This is a genomic window from Actinomyces minihominis (assembly GCF_900187855.1).
GTDB lineage: Bacteria > Actinomycetota > Actinomycetes > Actinomycetales > Actinomycetaceae > Scrofimicrobium > Scrofimicrobium minihominis.
Genome location: NZ_FYEG01000001.1, coordinates 368,263 through 387,678, shown reverse-complemented (window position 1 = coordinate 387,678; position 19,416 = coordinate 368,263). Strand labels below are relative to the sequence as shown.

The following is a 19,416-nucleotide window of genomic DNA, read 5'->3' as shown; positions in this document are numbered from 1 at the left end:
ACCAGTTGGGAAGGACCGCAATGACACACGCCGAAGAAAACTGTGGTTGTGGTGGTGACGGTGAATGGGCGTTGTGGCTGGATCGGTCCACCATGGCCTTCCCATTCACCAAGACGCGGGTGGGGGCGACCTACCGCCTGCAGAACCACCCGGAGGTGAAGATCCGGTCCGGACCGCTTGCGGAGTCTGTGCGGGACCTGGACCTGCGGACCCACCACGCCGACTACCTGGCCCTTTATCTTGAGGGACCGGGAGGGGAGCCGCTGAGCCGTGGGGAGGCAGCTGAGATCCTGCGTGGGCCGCTGCGGCTGGAACTGGTCCGGCACGGCCGGGTCCTTGCCCGCAGTGGCATCCAGATCGCAAGGGTCCTCGACGACCTCTACCCCGGAGCATCTGCGGAGACCCTCGGGGTGGGGTGGGACTCGGGACGTCCCATCCTGAAACTGTGGGCGCCGACGGCACAGAACGTTCAGCTGCGGCTTGGCTCAGGCCCTGAAGCCGCCCTGGTCCCCGCGGTCCGCGATGACAACGGGGTGTGGTTGGTTGAGGGCGAGGCCGACTGGGAGGACCGCCCCTACCTGTGGGAGGTGCGGGTTTACGTGCCCGCCCTGGGCTCCCTGGTGACGAACCGGGTCACCGACCCGTACTCGGTGGGACTCAGTCCGGATTCGACCAAGTCCGTCATCCTCAACCGAAGCCGGGAGCGATGGACCCCGAAGGGTTGGGGCAGTGCCCGCGCGGCAAAGCTGCGCCATCCGGCTGCCCAGTCCATCTACGAACTGCACGTGCGCGACTTCTCCATTTGGGACAGCAGTGTTCCCGAACAGGTTCGTGGTACCTACCGCGCATTCCTTGAGCGTGACAGTGCAGGGATCCGCGCCCTGCGGAACCTGGTCGCAGCGGGGATCACCACCTTGCACCTGCTGCCCACCTACGACATCGCCACCGGATCGATTCCAGAGATTCGTTCTGAGCAGCGGGTCCCCGAGGTGGAGGGGATTGCTCTGCTACCTGAAAACGAGGAGCAGCTGGAGAAGGTCTCTGGTTGGTCGCGATCCTCACGGTTGCAGCAGGGCGCGGTGAGTGAGGTGGCGAACCAGGACGGCTTCAACTGGGGTTACGACCCGGCGCACTGGATGACGCCGGAGGGGTCTTACGCCACGGAAGATAACCAGTACGGCGGGGGGCGCACCCTGGAGTACCGCGAGATGATCGAGGCCCTGCACGGTCTGGGACTGTGCGTGGTGCAAGACGTGGTTTTCAACCACACCTTTGGGGGCGGGCAGTGCCGCGACTCCGTCCTCGACAAGATTGTCCCCGGCTACTATCACCGTCTCAGTCCTGCGGGAGAGGTCGAAACTTCCACCTGCTGCCCCAATGTTGCCACCGAGCACCTCATGGCGCAGAAGCTGATGGTTGATGCCATTCTTGACGCGGCCGTGCACTACCGCATTGATGGTTTCCGCTTTGACCTGATGGGACACCATTCGCTGCAGAACATGCTGGCGGTTCGGGCCGCCCTCGACGCTCTGACAGTTGAGGAGGACGGGGTGGACGGCCGCTCGGTTTACCTCTACGGCGAGGGGTGGAACTTCGGTGAGGTCGCCGATGATGTCCTGTTCATTCAGGCGACCCAGAGAAACATTGGCGGCAGTGGGATCGGTGTCTTCAATGACCGACTGAGGGATGCGGTTCGCGGGGGAAACCCGATGGATCAGAATCACAGTGAACGCCAAGGCTTCGCCACCGGTCTCCTGGTTGACCCCAACGAAGCGCAAAATCTAGGGGATAAGGCCGCTCGGCAGACAGCTCAGGCAGAGCTGTACCGCCTCATGGACCTGGTCAAGATCAGTCTGATCGGGGCGATCCGGGACTACCCCCTGCCCCTGTCAGATGGCTCCGGAACGGTGCTGTCCCAGGACATTAACTATGCGGGGCAGGATGCGGCTTTTGCCGAGGAACCCTCGGAATGCGTTAACTACGTTGAAGCCCATGATGATGAGTCGCTCTATGACTCTTCGATCTGGAAGCTGCCACTCACGACCTCGATGGAGGACCGAGTGCGAGCTCAGGTTCTGGCCAATGCCACCGTCGCCCTCGGTCAGGGGGTGGCCTTCTGGGCTTCCGGCACGGAACTGATGCGATCGAAGTCCCTGGACCGCGACTCCTACAACTCGGGGGACTGGTTCAACGCCATCGACTGGACGGGTCAGCGCAGCCAGTTTGGCCGCGGTCTTCCCAGCGCGGGCCGCAATGCTGAGTACTGGTCGCACATGGCGCCGCTACTTGAAATGGAGCAGCTGCGTCCCGATGCTGCGGCGATGGCGATGTGCCGTGAGCAGTCCCTGGAGTTGCTAAGGACGAGGGCGAATGAGCCCCTGCTAACCCTGGGTTCCGCAGACGAGATTCGTGCGCGACTGCGTTTCCTGCCCACCGGTGAAGCTGGGGCGGATCGGCCCGGAGTGATTGCCATGCACATCGACGGTGAGGGCTACGAGGACGGAACGGCTGGTCGCGGTGTCCTGGTAATCTTCAACGCCACCACGGAAACCTGGCGGGCAGAACTGCAGGTGAGGGAGGGAGTGCTCCTGAGTGTCGAGGCCGCGCCGAGAGCTGCAACCTTGATTAGGGAAGAGGATTAATGACGCCGGGCCCATGCGCCTGTCGGCGACAGGGCCGCTCGAAGCGGCTGAAATTGGAGCCCGGGGCAACGGACCCGACGTCACTAGCCATTGTAGTGCACGCCCGGAACTAACGGGTAGAAACCAGGGTGTGTTGCAGCTTGCGCACGGCCGGAACATCCGCTGGCGCCCACGGCAGGACATCGAGGGTTTCCGGCGTCATCCAGCGGATTTCTGAGTGTTCGGTGAGGCGCGGTTCGCCCTCGACAAGCCTGCAGAAAAATGTCGTGAGGGTGATTGTTGCGAAGTCGTAGCGGTGTGTCGTCGACTCCAGCTGCTCCCCGACCTCGGCGACGCAGCGCAGCTCTTCAACCAGTTCGCGGCGCAGTGCCTCCCGGGGACTTTCACCGGCTTCGACCTTGCCCCCGGGGAACTCCCACAGACCCGAGTGATCCATTTGAGCGGACCGCTGGGCGCAGAGAATCTTGCCATCACGGATGATGACAGCTCCGACCACTTGGACGGCTTCCCGGGTCCCCTTATCAGTGGCCACTACTTCTCGATGGGGCCCAGCAGCATGTTGGCCCAGGCGCCGTGCAGGGACTCTTGATCAGAGGGCTGGAAGAGGCCGGCCAGGACATCGCGGTAGAGGCGGGACAGTTCGTTCTTGTCGTAGTAGGAGGAGCCACCGCAGGCGCGGATGCACTGTTCGACGGAACGGAGTGAAGCCTCAGAGGCGGCGTTTTTCACCGCGGAGAAGCGGGGCAGCCAGGCCAGGCTGGGCTTCTCATCCGACTCGACCAGGGTCGCAAGCTCACGGATCTGCGGGCCGACCGCGTCCATCAGCAGGGCGGCCTCGGCCAGGCGCCAGCGAATCGCGGGGTCGTTGGCGTAAACCGTCTGGTTCATCAGCGAGCGGCGCTTCTTGACGTGCTCCACCGCCACCTCGATAGCGCGCAGGCCGACCCCGGTGTAGGTGGCTGCCAGCAGGATCTCAAAGTGGGCAAAGATCCCCAGGATGACGGGGTCGAGGCTGGGCCCCGGGGTGATGCGACCGAGAACCTGTGAGGCCCCTGCGGGTGCCGCATTCAGAACCGTGGTGTTGGACTGGGTGGCTCTCATGCCAAGGACGTGCCAATCGTCCTTGATATCGACCCCGCCGCGGTCCCGGTGCAGGATGGCGAAGACTGACTTGGGGGCGTCCTCGCTGGTTGTGTCAGAACCAAAGGTCAGCAGGCGCGTCCAGGCGGGAGAGAGCGAAGTGAAGACCTTGGTGCCGTAGAAGGTGTAGCCGCCTTCGCCATCGGGGCGAGCCTCCGTGATGGAACCGAAGAGCACCAGGTCGTTGCCGGGTTCGGAAATGCCGAAGCCAAAGAGGTGACCGTCAGCGGCGTCACGAAGGATCTGCTCGCCCTGAGCCAGGCCGGCGCGGACCAGGTAGCGGCCCAGCCCCACGATGATCTGGTGCATGTTGATGCCGAGGGCGGTGCCCGGGGCGGCCTTGGCAAGGCGGGTCTGCTCGGCCGCGATTTCGTTCAGGCTGAGGCCGGCACCCCCGTACTGCTTCGGAACAAAGGCGGCGAGGTAGCCTGCGTCGCGAAGCTCGTCGTAATCCTCCTGGGGGAAGACATTCTCTGCGTCGTACTGCGCGGCCCGAGAGTGGATCTGGGCTAGGAGTTCATCGGATAGGAAAGACATGGTGCCTCCGGCAAACGTTCGTGGGAGTTGTCAGGACTAATCGTAGCCAACTGCCTTTTCGGGAGGCCGCGCGCTTAAGCCCGCAGAAAGCCCCGGTGACCCGGCTCGGCGAAGTCGCTACGATTGAAGAATGTTTGAAATTCCTTCGGATCTTCCGCTGAAACTAAGTTCTCTGGCCTGGCTTTTGGGCCGCTGGCAAGGCTGGGGAACGGTCGCCGTTCCGGCCGAATCCACTTCTGACTCACCTACTACTGGGGAAGAGGCAGACTTTAACTTTGAGGCCATCCTTCAAGACATCGAAGCGGTCATAGTGGGGGAGCAGATGCGAATGAGTATCCGCACCTACATGGGCGTGCTTGAAGGTGATTTTGACCCGATGTGGACTGCCGCCCAAGGCCTAGACCAGATCCGTCCCGGGGAGCTGCTGGGGGAAGAGACAACCTACTGGTCGGTTGACACCCCGCTGGCAGTTGTTCCCGCCGGAGAGGACGAGCCCCGTGAGTTGCGTGTCGTCGGCTCTGACACCAGGGGCTTTTCGGTGCTCTGGGCCGGTGTGGCCATGGGACCGCGGATCCAGTTGGCTTCGGATGCGCTGGTGCGCGCCCCGAGAACCATCGAGATCGACCACTTTTCCCGCATGTACGGCCTGGTGGGCGGAGAGCTGATGTGGGCGAATGAATCGATGCCCACGAACGGTGAGTTTGTCACCGAGATGACCGGCCGCCTGCAGCGCACGGCCTCCGCGAACGATGTTGCCGATGAATGAGATGACAGGTTTGCCGGACGCCCTTGTCACCGGCAAGACCGTGGTGGCCGAGGACGGAAACTGGCTGGGACTGCCCCTGCACTACGGCTGGCCGGCTGATGAGCAGGAGCGGTTTGAGGCCGGGCGGGGGTTCACCTACCTTGGCTCCATCGGCCTCATCACCGTTTCGGGACCCGATCGGCTGACCTGGTTGACGACGCTTACCTCGCAGGTGCTGACGGATCTGCAACCCGGTGACTCCGCGGAGGGACTGCTGCTGGACCCGCAGGGTCACATCGAGTTCCAGTTTGCCGCCACCGATGACGGTGAGACCCTGTGGCTACTGACCGAACCCCAGTTTGCGGCCGACTTGGCAGGGTTCCTCAAGTCGATGCAGTTCATGCTGCGGGTTGAGGTGACGGACCGCAGCCGGTCGTTCACCACCGTCCTTACCAGCAATCAGACCGAGGCGGGCGCCGAGGTCGTCTCGCAGAAGGTCTCGGCGCTGGGGGGAAGAACCTGGACGGACCCCTGGCCCGAGGTTACGGTGGGCGGTGCCCGCTACTTCACGGGGGTTCACCCGGGACGAAACGCCCGGTTCCGCCTGTTCACGGTCCCGGTAGTAGAGGTCGATGAACTGCTTGAGCTGCTGCTCAGCGGCGGGGTGACAGAGGGGGGAGCAGTTCTGCCCCCGATGCAACCCGTGGGGATGTTTGCGGCGCAAGCGACCAGGGTTGCCGCGTGGCGTCCCCTGCGGGGTAGCGAGGTCGATGACCGTGCCCTGCCTGCCGAGCTGGACTGGATGCGCACCGCCATTCACCTTGAAAAGGGCTGTTACCGGGGTCAGGAGTCGGTGGCGCGGATCATCAACCTGGGGCGTCCGCCGCGCAGACTGGTTTTCCTGCAGCTGGACGGATCGGCGGAGTCACTGCCCGCTCCGGGGACCGCGGTGGAACTGAACGGTCGTCAGGTCGGTGTGCTCACCTCCGTGGCGCGACACTGGGAGATGGGACCGATTGCCCTCGCCCTCGTTAAGAGGACGTTGGATCCAGCGCTGCAGGTCAAGGTCGGCGGGGTGGATGCTGCCCAGGAGCTGATTGTGCCGGTAGAGGGACGTTCGGATCACTCTCCGAAGGAACGGCCGGGTGCGGGGCTCAAGAGACTGGACCCTGGGAAGCGGGATATTCGCACCACCGGGCCGGGGGCGGCGCGTTAGGCGGTAACGGTTCGGCCGTCGTTTCGTTACCGAGCAGAGATTCAATGGTAAAGAAACGTGCAAGACTTCATAAAGAGGAGTAGGCTTTTGGTTATGACTACAGTACTTCTCATCGAAGATGACCCTGCTATTGCAGAACCTCTCGCCCGCGCGTTTGGGCGTGAGGGCTATGACGTGCGTTCTCACGGCACCGCCTCGGGTGGCTTGTCTGAGGTAGAGGAAGCTGACCTGGTTGTTCTTGACCTGGGACTGCCCGACATGGACGGTTTGGATGTGGCTCGTGAGATCCGTCGCCGCGGACTTGAAACTCCGATTCTCATCCTCACGGCCCGCACGGATGAAGCCGATATGGTGATCGGCCTCGACGCGGGTGCTGATGACTACGTCACGAAGCCCTTCCGTTTGGCTGAGCTGCTGGCGCGTGTTCGGGCCCTGCTGCGCAGGGGCGGCGCCGAAAGCGCTGATGGTGAACTGGTGGCCCAGGATGTCCGCGTCGATATTCCAGCCCACCGCGCCTACGTTGGGGACCGTGAACTGTCACTGACGGCCCGTGAGTTTGAGCTGCTGCGCGTCCTCGTCAAAGAGGCCGGCAACATGGTGTCACGTGATGACCTGATGAAAGAGGTCTGGGCACAGGATCCCCTGGGCTCAACCAAGACCTTGGACATGCACATTTCGTGGCTGCGTCGAAAGCTGGGGGACAACGTTAATGACCCCCACTACATCACGACGGTGCGGGGCCTGGGCTTCCGTTTCGAAGAGTAGAGTTCGGCCTGGAACAGCTAACTAACTGAGGCAGATCGACTATGCGCCGCAGGGCCACCCGGATGATTATGACGGCGGTGCTAGCCGTCGTCTTCGTCCTCGGTGTCCCCGCTGCCATCATGGCCGGGGTGCTGGTGTGGAACACCAACGAACTGGCGGTTGAGGTTCGTACCCAGATCGTTGCCCGCGCTGTTGACCGGCGACTCAATGACAACGACTTCGTCACGCAGGCGGTAGTTTCTGCCTGGGCCAGTGCCGGAGAGGGGCAGGCGGATGCCTACGTTGTCGTCACCCTGCCGGGGCGCTACACAGTCGTCTCTGGTGTGCCGCACAGCGGACCCGTCATCAAGGCGACCTATACCTCCTCCCAGGGTGTTCGGGTTGAAACTGAGATCAGTGCCAACAAGGCGCTGCGTCAACTGATCGTGGTTGAGGCGCTGATCCTGGTGGGGGTCCTGCTGTCGGTCCTGCTGGCCTGGTACCTCGCAAATGTCATGGCCCGGCGCCTGTCCGCGCCACTCATCTATCTGGCCGCTCAGGCGGAGCAGATTGGGTCGGGACAGGTTCGCGCCCAGGTCAAACCCTCGGGAATCGAAGAGATCGACCTCGTTCAGGAAGAACTGGTGCGCACGGGAGAGAAGATGGCGCGCCGTCTGGCGGCCGAGCGGCAGCGTTCTGCGGATGCCTCCCACCAGTTGCGAACCCCCCTCACGGCGCTGTCGATGAGGTTGGAAGAGATCCAGATGATCTCTACCGAAACGGAAATTCAGGAAGAGGCCGAAGCCGCGCTCGGCCAGGTTGAGCGCCTCACCACCGTGGTCAACGACCTGCTGGACAGTAGCCGTCGTTCGTCCTCGAACACCGAGGTAGTTCAGGTCCTGGAGGTTTTCAACACGGAGCGGGAAGAGTGGGAGCCGCAGTTCACCCAGGCGGGACGCTCACTGCTCTTTATTGATGAAGCGGCGCAGCTGGTTCTGGCTGAAGAGGGGAAGCTGGCGCAGATCCTGGCGATTCTTCTCGAGAACTCCCTGCGTTACGGCCGGGGAACGACGGTGGTGAAGACCCGCAAGGCAGGTTCTTCGCGCGCGGTTCTGGTGGATGTTTCAGATGAGGGCAACGGGATTGACCCAGAGATTGCCGCGGAGATCTTTGACATGGGCTTCTCCAGCCACGGCTCCTCTGGCATCGGCCTGGCACTGGCCAAGGATCTGGCCAAGTCAATGGGGGCGCGCCTTGAGCTGTCCTCCCTGAACCCCACCGTTTTCACCGTGTCCCTGCCGGCCATCCCGGCCAACTTTGACCCCAACCTTGTTTTGCCCCGGGCCCCGATCGTCTCGGTAAGCCGTAAGACCCGCAGATTTTAAGGACCCTTAGGTCCCCCGAGAGAAGAAAGAAAAAGAATCATGAGCATTTTGGTTACAGGGGGCGCCGGCTACATCGGCGCTCACGTTGTCCGCCTGCTGCAGGAACGCGGCGAGGAGGTCATTGTTGTTGATGACCTGTCGACCGGTTCGGCATCTCGCATTGGTGATGCGCAGCTGGTTGAGATTGATCTGGCTAGTGACGCGGCCTACCGCGTCCTCACCGACCTCATGATTGACAAGGATGTCGACTCTGTCATTCATTTCGCTGCCAAGAAGCAGGTCGGAGAGTCGGTGGAGCGCCCGGCGACCTACTACCACCAGAACATCGGCGGCCTCGCCAATCTGCTGCGCGCGATGTTCGACGCGGGCGTCCACGAAATGATCTTCTCTTCATCTGCCGCGGTCTACGGACTGCCTGATGTGGATATGGTGACCGAGGACGTGGTGAAGAAACCAATCAACCCCTACGGCGAAACCAAGCTGATCGGTGAGTGGATGCTGGCTGACTGCGCAACAGCCTGGGGTTTGAAGAGCATCGCCCTGCGCTACTTCAATGCGGCTGGGACGGGTTGGGCTGACTTGGAGGATCCGGCGGCTCTGAACCTGGTGCCGATCATCCTCAATCGGCTGCGTGCCGGTAGGGATCCGGTCGTTTTCGGGGATGACTACGACACCGCCGATGGCACTTGCGTGCGCGATTACATCCACGTCATGGACCTGGCCAACGCGCACCTACTTGCCCTCGACGCCCTGCGGGACGGCCGGGCGCAGCACTCGGCCTACAACGTGGGGACGGGGACCGGCTCTTCGGTGTTTGAGGTGGTGCAGGGGATCCGTGATATCTCGGGCTGGGACTTCCCGGTTGAGGTGGCGGGGCGCCGCGCGGGTGATCCGGCCTACCTGGTTGCCGACTCCTCACGCATTGAAACGGACATGGGCTTCCAGGCCCAGTTTGGTCTGGAAGATATTCTGCAGTCTGCCTGGGATGCGAATCAGGCTGGCAAGAAGCCCGTTAAGGTTCCCACCGAGTAGCTGGGTCCTAGTTGCCGATCTGGTTCATTTCGGCCTGGGTCAGAGTGCCGTTCGCCATGTTCTCAAAGAACTGGGGGACGGCACTTTCGTCCCAGAGTATGACCGAACCGGCCTCATTGGAGGCATTCACCGAGGCGATGGGAGGTACGCCCACCAGTCCGTCGGCGGTGGCCTTGCGCATCGCCAACATCAGCTGCGCGACATTGAAGATGTTGGTGTGGTTGCCGACGGTGAGGGCATTGGCAGCAGCTTCTGAGAGTCGGTACTGCTTGACCGGGTTGATAAACACCGACGGGCTCAGTGCCTCGGAGACAACCGCGTTCATGACCTGGCGCTGGCGCTGCTGTCGTCCCACGTCACCCGTGGGGTCGGAGTAGCGCATGCGGCTGAATGCCAGGGCTTCCACGCCACCGACGCGGTGGCAGCCCGCGGTCCACTCCATACCTGAGAACTCGTCGGAAACATCGGCGTCCCAGCACAGTTCCACGCTGCCGAGGGCATCGATTGTTTCGGTCACCCCGGCCATGCCGATCTGGACGTAGTGGTCGACGTGTAGTCCGGTGGCTTCCTCGACGGTTTCGATCAGCAGCTGGGGGCCGCCGTAGGCGAATGCCGCGTTCAGCTTTGACATCCCGTAGCCGGGAATGTTGACGTAGGAGTCACGGGGGAGCGAGACCATGGAGGCCTGCCCGTTGGGAGCCTTGTGGACCAGGATGGTTGAATCCGAGCGCTGCCCCTCGGTGGGGTCATCAGGGTTCCATCCCTCACGGGAGTCTGATCCCGCGAACAGGTAGGTGGTCCCCCGGGTATCTACCGAAGTTGAGGTCGCCTCAACCCGCTCCATTCCAGAGTTGGTGTTCCACACCAGGAAGCTGGGCCACGCGATCAGGATGATGAGGACGATCGCCAGGGTGGTGAGGACCCTGCGCCTGGTCGAGCCGGGCCTGCTCGGCCGTGGTGATGAGACCCCGGGTTGACCGGGCGGGCGGGGACCCGGGGGGCGGGTGCCGGATCCCGAGCCGGCGTACCGCGAGGTGGGTGACTGAGCCGGGGTAGAGGGAGACGGCTGGACCTTACGAGTGGGCGCATAGGCCGCGGGCATAGGGGAGGCAATCAGGGTGGGCTCAACAGCTGGCTGCTGGGGTTGAACACGCACCGGAGCCACCGCGGGTGGCGGCGCCGAATTTGCCGGGGTGAAAGAGGGGGGAGTCGGCTGCTGGTCAGGGGCCAGGATGGACTGCCGTACGGGCTTCTGGGGCTGTTGGCGGACCGGGGGGACCGGGTTCGGCTTGGGGCTGGCAGGAGGAATAGAGGGCGGCGGGACCACCGGAGGAATCACGCGGGGAGCCTGCTCGGCCTCGGGGGTCGGATTGGAATCCCTCACGGGACGCTGCCGTCCGCCCTGGGGGCTGAACGAAGGGGGAACACTCGGCGGCTTGCTCATCTGGTCGGGGGGTTGACCTAGTATCCGTCACCGTAGGAGAGGGAGCCGATCTCGTCATCGGTGCGGGGGTTGCCGCCCTCGATGATCTCTCCGCCCTCACCAACGGTGAAGTAGTTGCCGTTGAGGTCGGAGTAGACCGTTCCCACCGGAAGCTGAGTTCCGTTAGCAATGGCCTGCCAGAACTCGGTGTTCTGAGGCTCCTTGGGTAGCAGTCGATTGGCGTCAAAGTCTGCGGTCACTACCGGCATAGCCAGGAAGCGGAAGTTTTCCGGCGGAGTGTGGCTCATCGAAGAGGCGAGGCCCGCATCAGTGCGCAGGTTCGACAGGGAGGGGGAAAGCTTCAGGGCATCAAGTGCGGTGCTGACGAAGGCGTAGAGCTTCGGGGTGTCGGTAAGGATGTTTTGTCCCATAGCCTCTTGAACCATGGCGCCGAGCAGCAGGTGTTGACGCTGGATGCGCCCCATATCGGAACCATCGCCGGTGTAGCGAACGCGCGCCAGCTGGGTGGCGGTGGTGGGGTCAAGGTGCTGGCAGCCCGCGGGAAGGACTAGATCCAGGTACATCGGATCGTTCACCTCTTCGTGCAGGCAGATCTCAACGCCTCCCAGGGCTTCGATCATTCTGCTGAATCCGGTGAAGTCAATGACCGCAAACCCATCGGGGACAATCCCGGTCAGATCTTCTGTGAGTGCCTGGGTGCAGTTCACGCCCGCCGCTAGGTCATCGCCGAGTGATCCGTAGGAGAAGGCCCAGTTGAACTGGCCCCACTGCTCATATGACACCGAACCGTCCGTGCGGTAGCACTCGGGAATCATGACCCACATATCGCGGGGGATGGAAATAATGTTGACGTACTGGCGATCGGCACTGATGTTGAGCATCAGCGTCGTGTCAGAACGAATCGTCTCGTCGTCGTCATCGGGGTTGATGATGTCCCCGCTCTGATTCTGTCTGGAGTCGATACCCATGAGCAGAATATTGACGTCGCGGCCCGCAAAGCCATCCTTCGGCTTCTCTTCTTCAACCGTGTCGCCCGATTGACTGTCGGGGCGCAGGTGAGAGGTGTCGAGGACGGAGCTGCTGGCCTGGTTGCTCAGACTCTTGTAGAGAATGGCACCGGCGGTTCCCACGAACAGCCCCACGCCAAGAACGGAAGCAAGCAGGACTGACAGCCACATCCAGGAACGCCGCACTGTTGCAGAGTGGGCCGGAGGAATGTGGCGAGGGGAGACTTCTTCTGTGCTCATCAAAATCGAGTCTAGACCTTGGAACGATGCGGATTATTAACTAGTGGTGAAAATCGCCGGGCTAGGATTGGTGCGGATCAGCGGAACCATCCTAGCCAGATTGTTCATCATCCCGTCTGGCTAGGGCCACCTCCCGAGCCAGTGTCGTCAGCTTCTCATTGAGTTGGGCATCGCGTCTATAAGAGGTTGCCATCTGGGCAAACAGGGCGATGACCAGGAGGTAGACCAGCAGGTTGGTGCCGTTGGTGACACCGATGGTGCGGGCGAAGCTGTTGAAGATACCGGGGAAAAGGATGGCGAACACGGCTCCGGCAAGGATCAGGAAGATGCCGATGCGTCTAATCGCCAGGGAGTTGGCGCTGCGAGAAGGACGAACCAGGATGTAGGTGATGATGATGAGGCTGAGGATCAGCAGGGCTTTGATGAGCCAGTAACTAGACATCTTCTACCTCATCACCAAGTCGACCAGAATATTGACGGAGTTGAGCAGGGACTGCCCCTTGGACTTGGAGTAGTCCGTGTACTCGATGTGAACCGGCATCTCCGCCCAGGGCAACCTTGACTCAGCCAGCTGATTGACGATCTCAGAGGCGTGGGCCATCCCGTCCTGGCGGATATTGACGACCCTCATTGCATCGCGACGAAGTAGGCGCAATCCGTTATGGGCATCGGTGAGGTCGAGTCCGGTCTTGTGTTTGGTGACCTTGGCTGCTGTCTTGAGCACCAGTTTCTTCGACCAGCCCACCTTCGTCTTGTCATCAAGGAACCGGGAACCAAAAATGATGGCGAGGTCTTCATTTCGAGCACGATCAACCATCGCGGTTGCGTCCTCGACTGAATGCTGCCCGTCGGCATCGAAGGTGACCAGGTAGCGTCCGTGTGTGTTGCGGCGGACATACTCGATCCCGGTCTGCAGTGCGGCGCCCTGTCCCAGGTTGAAGGGGTGCTGAATCACAACCGCGCCGTGGGCGCGAGCAATGGCCGCCGAACCGTCGGAGGATCCGTCATCAATGCAGACAATGTGGGGAAACGTCCTCAGCGCCTCATCAAGAACCTGTCCGATCACGGGGGCTTCGTTGTAGAGGGGAATGACAAGCCAGGTGTCGTCATAGTGGGGGCTGAGTTCATGCATAGCCCTATTGTGTCACCTCCTTACATATTGTCAGTGCGCTAGGATTGCCACTGGTCCAAGTGCTTCGAAGAACGCGGTCCCGGACCGAAGGGAGAGCCATGGTTCGCATCGTTTCGACGGCAGATGTATCCCCGGAGGCAACGATAGGTGAGGGGTCCAGTGTCTGGCACCTCGCTCAAGTCCGCGAAGACGCGGTACTCGGAGAGAACTGCGTGGTTGGGCGCGGCGCCTACATCGGCACCGGTGTCCACCTCGGTGATAACTGCAAGGTGCAAAACTACGCTCTCGTCTATGAACCGGCCCATCTGGGCCACGGTGTTTTCGTCGGTCCCGCGGTTGTCCTCACCAACGATCACAACCCCCGTGCAATCAACCCGGACGGGTCCATAAAGGACGCATCTGACTGGCGCCCTGTAGGAGTCACTATCGAGGACGGTGCTGCCATTGGAGCGCGGGCCGTTTGTGTCGCTCCGGTCACCATTGGGCGCTGGGCTACTGTGGCAGCCGGCGCGGTAGTGACTAAGGACGTCCTCCCCTATGCACTAGTAATGGGTGTTCCGGCTCGTCAAACCGGCTGGGTGGGACGCTCCGGTGAGGTCCTCGAGGCCGTTGAAGGTGAAGGTGGTCGTTTCCGCTGCCCGAAGACCGGGGAGCTCTACCAGGTCGGTAACGACGGTCGCCTGGCAGAACTATTCTGATAGTCGAGCAGTTTCTTCTCAGAAGTCGCTGCAGCCAAACCGGCTGCGAAGAAAGGTCCCATTGTGAGTAACGAACCGAGTGTTGTGGAGTTCATTCCGCCGGCTAAGCCAGTCGTTGGTGAGGAAGAGATCGAGGCGGTTAGCGCAGTGATCCGCTCAGGAATGATGGCACAGGGCCCTCAGGTCGCAGCATTCGAAGAAGAGTTCTCCGAGGAGCTGGTTGATGGAGCGTTTGCTATCGCGGTGAACTCAGGGACCTCTGCCTTGCACCTGGCACTGCTGGCAGCAGGCGTCGGTCCGGGGGACGAAATCATCGTCCCCTCATTCACTTTTGCAGCCACCGCCAACTCGGTTGCCATCACGGGGGCCACTCCGGTCTTCGCTGATATTGAGGCCGACTACTTCTGCCTCGATCCCAAGGCCGCTGAGGCCGCAATTACAGAGCGCACCAAGGGCATCATGCCGGTCCATCTTTACGGGCACCCGGCTGCCATGGGAGAGTTCGAGGCGCTGGCTGACAAGTACGGCATCGCCCTCTTCGAGGATGCCGCACAGGCTCACGGCGCATCGCTAGATGGCCGCAAGACCGGTACCTTCGGCCTTGGCGCAGGCTTCTCGCTCTACCCCACTAAGAACATGACCTCCGGCGAGGGGGGCATGATCACCACCGGTAGTGAAGAGGTCGCGCGTCGTGCACGTATCCTCCGCAACCAGGGCATGGCACGCCAGTACGCCAACGAACTGGTCGGCCTCAACAACCGCATGACGGACATTCATGCTGCCATCGGGCGCGTCCAGCTGCGTAAGTTGGCCAAGTGGACCGAGCAGCGTCGGGCCAACGCCAAGTTCCTGAACGAAAACCTGCAGGGTGTCGTCGTACCTCCCGTTGCTGACGGCGCAGTGCACGTTTACCACCAGTACACGGTTCGTGTTCCCGAGGGCGAGCGCGACGCCTTTGTTGAGACGTTGCGAAGCGAGTACAACGTTGGCTCCGGCGTTTACTACCCGATCCCGAACCACCGGTTGGTCTCTTTGGCCAAGTACGCCCCGGGCCTTGAGTTGCCAGTCACTGAAGAGGCGGCCGCCCAGGTTATCTCCCTGCCGGTTCACCCCTCGCTGACCCAGGGCGACCTGGAGCGCATCGTCGCAGCTGTTAATGCCACAGCAAAGGCCGGTGCGTAAGGATGGCGAAAGGTAATCTCCGGGTTGGCGTCCTCGGCATTGGTTCGATGGGTCGCCACCATGTACGAAACGCTCGCGCTCTAGAGGGCTTTGACCTGGTCGCAGTCGCCGACCCGTCCGGGGACAACTTCGGTGTAGCAGGCAACCTTGAGGTCCTGTCTGACGTCGACGCTCTGATAGATGCAGGCATTGATGCCGCTATCGTTGCCGTTCCCACGGTCTATCACGAGGAAGCGGCGCTGAAGTTGGCTGCAGCTGGGGTTCACACCATGATCGAAAAACCCCTCTCGGACTCAGTCGAGTCAGGTGAGCGCATCGCGCGTGCCTTTGAAGAGGCCGACCTGGTCGGTGCCGTTGGCTATGTTGAACGCTGTAACCCGGCCCTGTTGGAAATGCGTAAGCGCATCACCGAAGGGCAGTTGGGACAGGTCTATCAGGTCGTCACCCGCCGTCAATCCCCCTATCCCGCACGGATTAGTGACGTCGGCGTGGTCAAGGACCTGGCGACTCACGACGTTGACCTAGCGGCCTGGGTGGCCGGTTCTCCCTATGAGGTCGTTTTCGCGCAGACCGCGCACCGCAGTGGTCGTGAGCACGAGGACATGGTGACCGTGTCTGGTCGCTTCGAAAATGACGTCCTAGTTTCCAATCTGGTCAACTGGCTTAGCCCCTTCAAGGAACGTCTCACCGTTGTCACCGGTGAACACGGTGCCCTTGTCGCTGATACGGCAATGAGTGACTTGACCTTCTTCGAGAATGGTTCATTCCCGGTGCAGTGGGACCAGATTGCTGCCTTCCGGGGTGTCTCTGAGGGGCAGGTAACCCGCTACGCCCTAAAGAAGCGCGAGCCCCTTGCGGTTGAGCAGGCTAACTTCCGCGATGCTATCAATGGGGTGGCAGAGAACCACGTCACCATGGAACAGGCTCTTGCAGCACTTAGGGTCACAGAGGCGATCCTTGAGTCCGCAGCCACTGGGAACAGCGTTCGCCTCAGTTCCTAGTCCTCTCGGAAGCAATCCTCCCTACCAATTAGGGGCCGGTCAATCTTTGACCGGCCCCTAATTGCGTACAGGTCGTATGCATCCTGAAGCTTGTCACGTTGGAGACAGCTGTTACGATTGTTGCTAATGTGACCAATGAGGTTAACAGTCCACCTGCTGTCTGTTCTTGAGGACGTGCAAACATGTCGCAGCTGCGCACTCGGTTTGATCGAGTAACCCCGAGGCTCTTGGGGCTTGGGGCCTGCTCAGCCCTGGTTCTAGCCGGATTGACCTTTACTTCCTCAGAGCAAGCCTTCGCAGACTCTCCCGAGTCGGCAAGCCTGGAACCCACTGAGAGTAGCGTAGAGTTCACGCCTGCCGCAGTTTCCGAGGACTACACGACTGGCGGGCCAGTGGAAGAAGGGGTTGGCAACGAGCAACAGCTGTCGGCTGTCGCAAGTGTCGCTGTGGAGCAGGAAGTGCCGGAGGGCCTCCTCGACGTCAACCTGGTCCGCGCCAACCTGGAGACCGATAACGCCCTCATTGCTGTCACGTGGGACGCAGACGCCCCAGACCCCGAAGCTATTACGCTCCGTTACCTACTTGAAGGCGACTGGTCTGAATGGATTGAGCTGGGCATCGAAACCGAAGTTGGCGGTGCGGAAACTGATAGGCCAGCCCTCGGTGCGACGCAGCCCTTCACTCTCTTCTACGCAGATGCGGTTGAGGTTCTAGCACGGAGTAGCGACGGGATCCCAGTCCCCGGTCTGACATTGACCGTCATCGACGCCGAAACCACGGGAGAGATCGAGAATGCCCTCGTCGCTCCCGTGACAGATAACTCCGTGGAGGTTGTCGAAGAAGACACCCCAGCTCTTGAGGAACACGCGGTAGAAGAGAGCAGAGGACCCGAGGTGGCCGGGGATGAGCTGCTCGACCTCGACGGAGCGGCAACCAGTGAGGGGGTCGCACTTCAGGCCGGGTTGCTGCCCACGGTGCTCAACTCGACTGCCACAGTTTTTGATGCAGAGTACGCGGGCTTGCAGATCAACACCCGCAAGGGCTGGGGCGCCGATGAGTCGCTGATGACTTGGCCGCCAAAGCCCAACACGATCCAGGGTGTGGTCGTGCACCATACCGAAAGCTCTGGCAACTACACCAAGGATCAGGTTGCCCAGCAGATTCGCAACATTTACTACTATCACGCGGTAACACTGGGTTGGGGCGACATCGGCTATAACCTCATTGTCGACCGCTTCGGCGGGGTCTGGGAAGGCAGGGCGGGTGGCCTCAGCAACCAGGTGCATGCTGCCCACGCAGGAAATGCCAACGGGCAAACTGTTGGCATTACAGTGCTTGGCAACTTCATGACGGTGACCGCCGACAAGGTAGTCGAGGACTCCCTCGCCAAGACGATTGCCTGGAAACTGCAGCTGCATGGCATTAACTCGGTAGAGGGGACAACTTCGGTCAAGCACGAAGACGGGACTCTTAAGAACGTCCCCGTCGTGTCCGGGCACCGTGACGTCGGATGGACTGACTGCCCAGGGGACGCCCTTTACGCACGGATACCCGCCCTTCGCACCGCCGTGACGGCTTATATGGGTGCCAATACTGTGGTTCCGCCCGGCACCAGCCTTCCAGGTCTTCCAGCAACCTTTAGTGCTGGAAACGTCATCAGCGACGAGCTGTTTTACAACTCTGGTGTAATGAACACGTCGGAGATCAAGACCTTCATCGAGACGACAGGGAAAGACTGTAAACCTGGCGCTGGAACCACCTGTCTGAAGGACACCACCTTCTCGACCGTCAACCTGACAACTCTGCGCGGTGGTTGCAAGCCGCTCAGCCTGAGTGGCACGCAGACTCCGTGGACGATTATTTCCGAAGCGGCCAAGGCATGCGGGCTGAACCCACAGGTCATCTTGACGACGCTGCAGAAGGAGCAGTCGGGTCTGACCCAGCCAAAGAGCGCCGCTGTTTGGGCCAAGGCGATGGGAAGCGGATGCCCTGACGGGAGCGGCTGCGATCCGGCGCAGGGTGGCTTCGAAAAGCAGGTCTACTACGGGGCAGACAAGTTGGTCTCCTACCGCCTGCAGTCCCAGGCCGGCCACGTTGACGCCTTCAAGGCGGGACGTGCCATGACCGTCCTTCATAATCCCAGCACTGCATGTGGATCAGAATCAGTGAAGTTCGCCAACGTGGCTACCGCCTCGTTGTATGAGTACACCCCTTACATCGGTAACTCCTCGGTAGCTGGCTGTTCCGCAGTGGGTGCGAAGAGCTTCTATGACATCTACAAGAGGTACTTCCCGGACGCGGTCATCACCACCCCTCCGCCGACCTTCCCCTTAGACCAGGTCGTGCGCCTTTCGGGGGCAGACCGCATCGCAACCAACGTCGCAGTAAACCAGGAGACCATGAAGTCGGGCCGCCCGCTCTTTATTGCTACATCGAGTGACTATGCTGACGCGCTGTCAGCAGGGCCTGCTGCAGCAGTAACCGGTGGGGCATTGATGCTCTCCAGTTCCGGAGGGCTGAATGCCGCCAGTCTGGACCTAATCAAGGTGCGCCGTCCCTCGGAGGTTTTCCTCGTCGGTGGCAGTTCAGTTGTTCCAGATAAGGTGGCAACGCAACTCCAGAAAGTAGCGCCGGGAACTGCTGTGACACGCATTTCCGGTCGAGACCGCTACGGGACCTCCGCTGCTCTGATGGAGAAATTCTTCAAGGGCCGCGCAGTTGCCTCGGTGTTCATTGCAACAGGGCGCGACTATCCTGATGCCCTGACCGCTTCTTCTGTGGCTGGGGCGTTGGCATCACCGGTACTCCTAGTTAATGGTGTCCAGACCGAGAGGCTCGGGCAGCAGGCTGCAGATTTCCTGGCTGCAAAGAAGCCGAGCAGGGTCATTATCGTAGGCGGTGAGGGAGCAGTTAACGGCACGCTCGAAGGGAACCTAAGGCGCACCTATCCGGGAACCCAACGTGTTAGCGGCCGGGACCGCTATGCCACCAACCTGGCGCTCAACGACTACCTAGGTAGCAACGGTGGAGTGGCACCGAGCAAGGTTTGGATTGCCACCGGAAAGGACTTCCCAGATGCGCTCTCTGCGGCAGTTCCCGCGGGCCTAGCGGGCCAGCGCCTCGTCCTCAGCAACGGAAAGTGCATCCCGAAACCTGTGGTCTCCCAGTGGCTTAACTCTGCAACCTCCAAGGTCAAGAGCGTCCGGATTGTCGGCGGATCCGGAGTCTTGGCACCGTCAGTTGCCAGTCTGACAGAGTGCCCCTGAGTTGG

Annotated in this window: 16 protein-coding genes; 10 read left to right on the top strand and 6 right to left on the bottom strand. The window is 61.4% G+C overall.

The genetic code is table 11. The annotated features are described in order from the left end of the window. The first annotated feature begins 20 nt into the window (after positions 1–20). Positions 21–2,642, top strand: coding sequence for a pullulanase-type alpha-1,6-glucosidase (gene pulA / locus CS903_RS01825; RefSeq protein WP_099331828.1), 2,622 nt, complete (start codon positions 21–23; stop codon positions 2,640–2,642). Positions 2,643–2,751: 109 nt separating this feature from the next. On the opposite strand, the gene CS903_RS01820 is transcribed toward pulA, so the two are convergent. After that, positions 2,752–3,174, bottom strand: a complete 423-nt coding sequence (locus CS903_RS01820) for a (deoxy)nucleoside triphosphate pyrophosphohydrolase (RefSeq protein ID WP_099331827.1) — start codon at positions 3,172–3,174, stop codon at positions 2,752–2,754. Beyond that, positions 3,174–4,319 carry an acyl-CoA dehydrogenase family protein gene (locus CS903_RS01815; protein ID WP_099331826.1) on the bottom strand — a complete coding sequence of 382 codons (1,146 nt, stop codon included), beginning with the start codon at positions 4,317–4,319 and terminating at the stop codon, positions 3,174–3,176. Before CS903_RS01815 ends, CS903_RS01820 begins: the two co-directional genes overlap by 1 nt. Positions 4,320–4,449: 130 nt before the next feature. On the opposite strand from CS903_RS01815, the gene CS903_RS01810 reads away from it, so the two are divergent. The 5 genes from CS903_RS01810 (at position 4,450) to galE (ending at position 9,441) form a co-directional block, all read left to right on the top strand. Continuing rightward, positions 4,450–5,085: a heme-binding beta-barrel domain-containing protein gene (locus CS903_RS01810; protein WP_099331825.1), complete on the top strand. Its 636-nt coding sequence runs from the start codon at positions 4,450–4,452 to the stop codon at positions 5,083–5,085. Further along, positions 5,078–6,280, top strand: a complete 1,203-nt coding sequence (gene ygfZ, locus CS903_RS01805; protein WP_164996641.1) for a CAF17-like 4Fe-4S cluster assembly/insertion protein YgfZ — start codon at positions 5,078–5,080, stop codon at positions 6,278–6,280. The genes CS903_RS01810 and ygfZ overlap by 8 nt, the downstream gene beginning before the upstream one ends. A gap of 93 nt (positions 6,281–6,373) precedes the next feature. Then, positions 6,374–7,045, top strand: a complete 672-nt coding sequence (locus CS903_RS01800) for a response regulator transcription factor (RefSeq protein ID WP_099331823.1) — start codon at positions 6,374–6,376, stop codon at positions 7,043–7,045. A 41-nt stretch (positions 7,046–7,086) separates the two neighbouring features. Then, a complete protein-coding gene (locus CS903_RS01795; protein ID WP_099331822.1) occupies positions 7,087–8,409 on the top strand; it encodes an ATP-binding protein in 1,323 nt (440 codons plus the stop codon). 39 nt (positions 8,410–8,448) lie between these two features. After that, positions 8,449–9,441 carry a UDP-glucose 4-epimerase GalE gene (galE, locus tag CS903_RS01790; RefSeq protein ID WP_099331821.1) on the top strand — a complete coding sequence of 331 codons (993 nt, stop codon included), beginning with the start codon at positions 8,449–8,451 and terminating at the stop codon, positions 9,439–9,441. A 7-nt stretch (positions 9,442–9,448) separates the two neighbouring features. Here galE and CS903_RS01785 read toward each other — a convergent pair whose 3' ends face one another. The 4 genes from CS903_RS01785 to CS903_RS01770 all read right to left on the bottom strand — a co-directional run bounded on the left by CS903_RS01785 (position 9,449) and on the right by CS903_RS01770 (position 13,264). Next, on the bottom strand, positions 9,449–10,885 hold the full coding sequence (locus CS903_RS01785; protein WP_099331820.1) for an LCP family protein: 1,437 nt from the start codon (positions 10,883–10,885) through the stop codon (positions 9,449–9,451). A gap of 17 nt (positions 10,886–10,902) precedes the next feature. Next, positions 10,903–12,132 carry an LCP family protein gene (locus CS903_RS01780; protein WP_099331819.1) on the bottom strand — a complete coding sequence of 410 codons (1,230 nt, stop codon included), beginning with the start codon at positions 12,130–12,132 and terminating at the stop codon, positions 10,903–10,905. A 91-nt stretch (positions 12,133–12,223) separates the two neighbouring features. After that, positions 12,224–12,574 carry a DUF2304 domain-containing protein gene (locus CS903_RS01775; protein WP_099331818.1) on the bottom strand — a complete coding sequence of 117 codons (351 nt, stop codon included), beginning with the start codon at positions 12,572–12,574 and terminating at the stop codon, positions 12,224–12,226. Positions 12,575–12,577: 3 nt separating this feature from the next. After that, positions 12,578–13,264 carry a glycosyltransferase family 2 protein gene (locus CS903_RS01770; RefSeq protein WP_099331817.1) on the bottom strand — a complete coding sequence of 229 codons (687 nt, stop codon included), beginning with the start codon at positions 13,262–13,264 and terminating at the stop codon, positions 12,578–12,580. Positions 13,265–13,362: 98 nt separating this feature from the next. Between CS903_RS01770 and CS903_RS01765 the strand changes: the two genes are divergently transcribed. From CS903_RS01765 to CS903_RS01750, 4 genes are all read left to right on the top strand, one after another. After that, on the top strand, positions 13,363–13,962 hold the full coding sequence (locus tag CS903_RS01765) for an acyltransferase (RefSeq protein WP_099331816.1): 600 nt from the start codon (positions 13,363–13,365) through the stop codon (positions 13,960–13,962). Positions 13,963–14,025: 63 nt separating this feature from the next. Next, positions 14,026–15,144 carry a DegT/DnrJ/EryC1/StrS family aminotransferase gene (locus tag CS903_RS01760; protein WP_242491696.1) on the top strand — a complete coding sequence of 373 codons (1,119 nt, stop codon included), beginning with the start codon at positions 14,026–14,028 and terminating at the stop codon, positions 15,142–15,144. A gap of 2 nt (positions 15,145–15,146) precedes the next feature. Further along, the gene (locus CS903_RS01755; RefSeq protein WP_099331815.1) at positions 15,147–16,145 is read left to right on the top strand and encodes a Gfo/Idh/MocA family protein; all 999 of its coding nucleotides are present in this window, start codon (positions 15,147–15,149) and stop codon (positions 16,143–16,145) included. A 182-nt stretch (positions 16,146–16,327) separates the two neighbouring features. Then, positions 16,328–19,411, top strand: a complete 3,084-nt coding sequence (locus CS903_RS01750; RefSeq protein WP_099331814.1) for a cell wall-binding repeat-containing protein — start codon at positions 16,328–16,330, stop codon at positions 19,409–19,411. Positions 19,412–19,416: the final 5 nt, after the last annotated feature.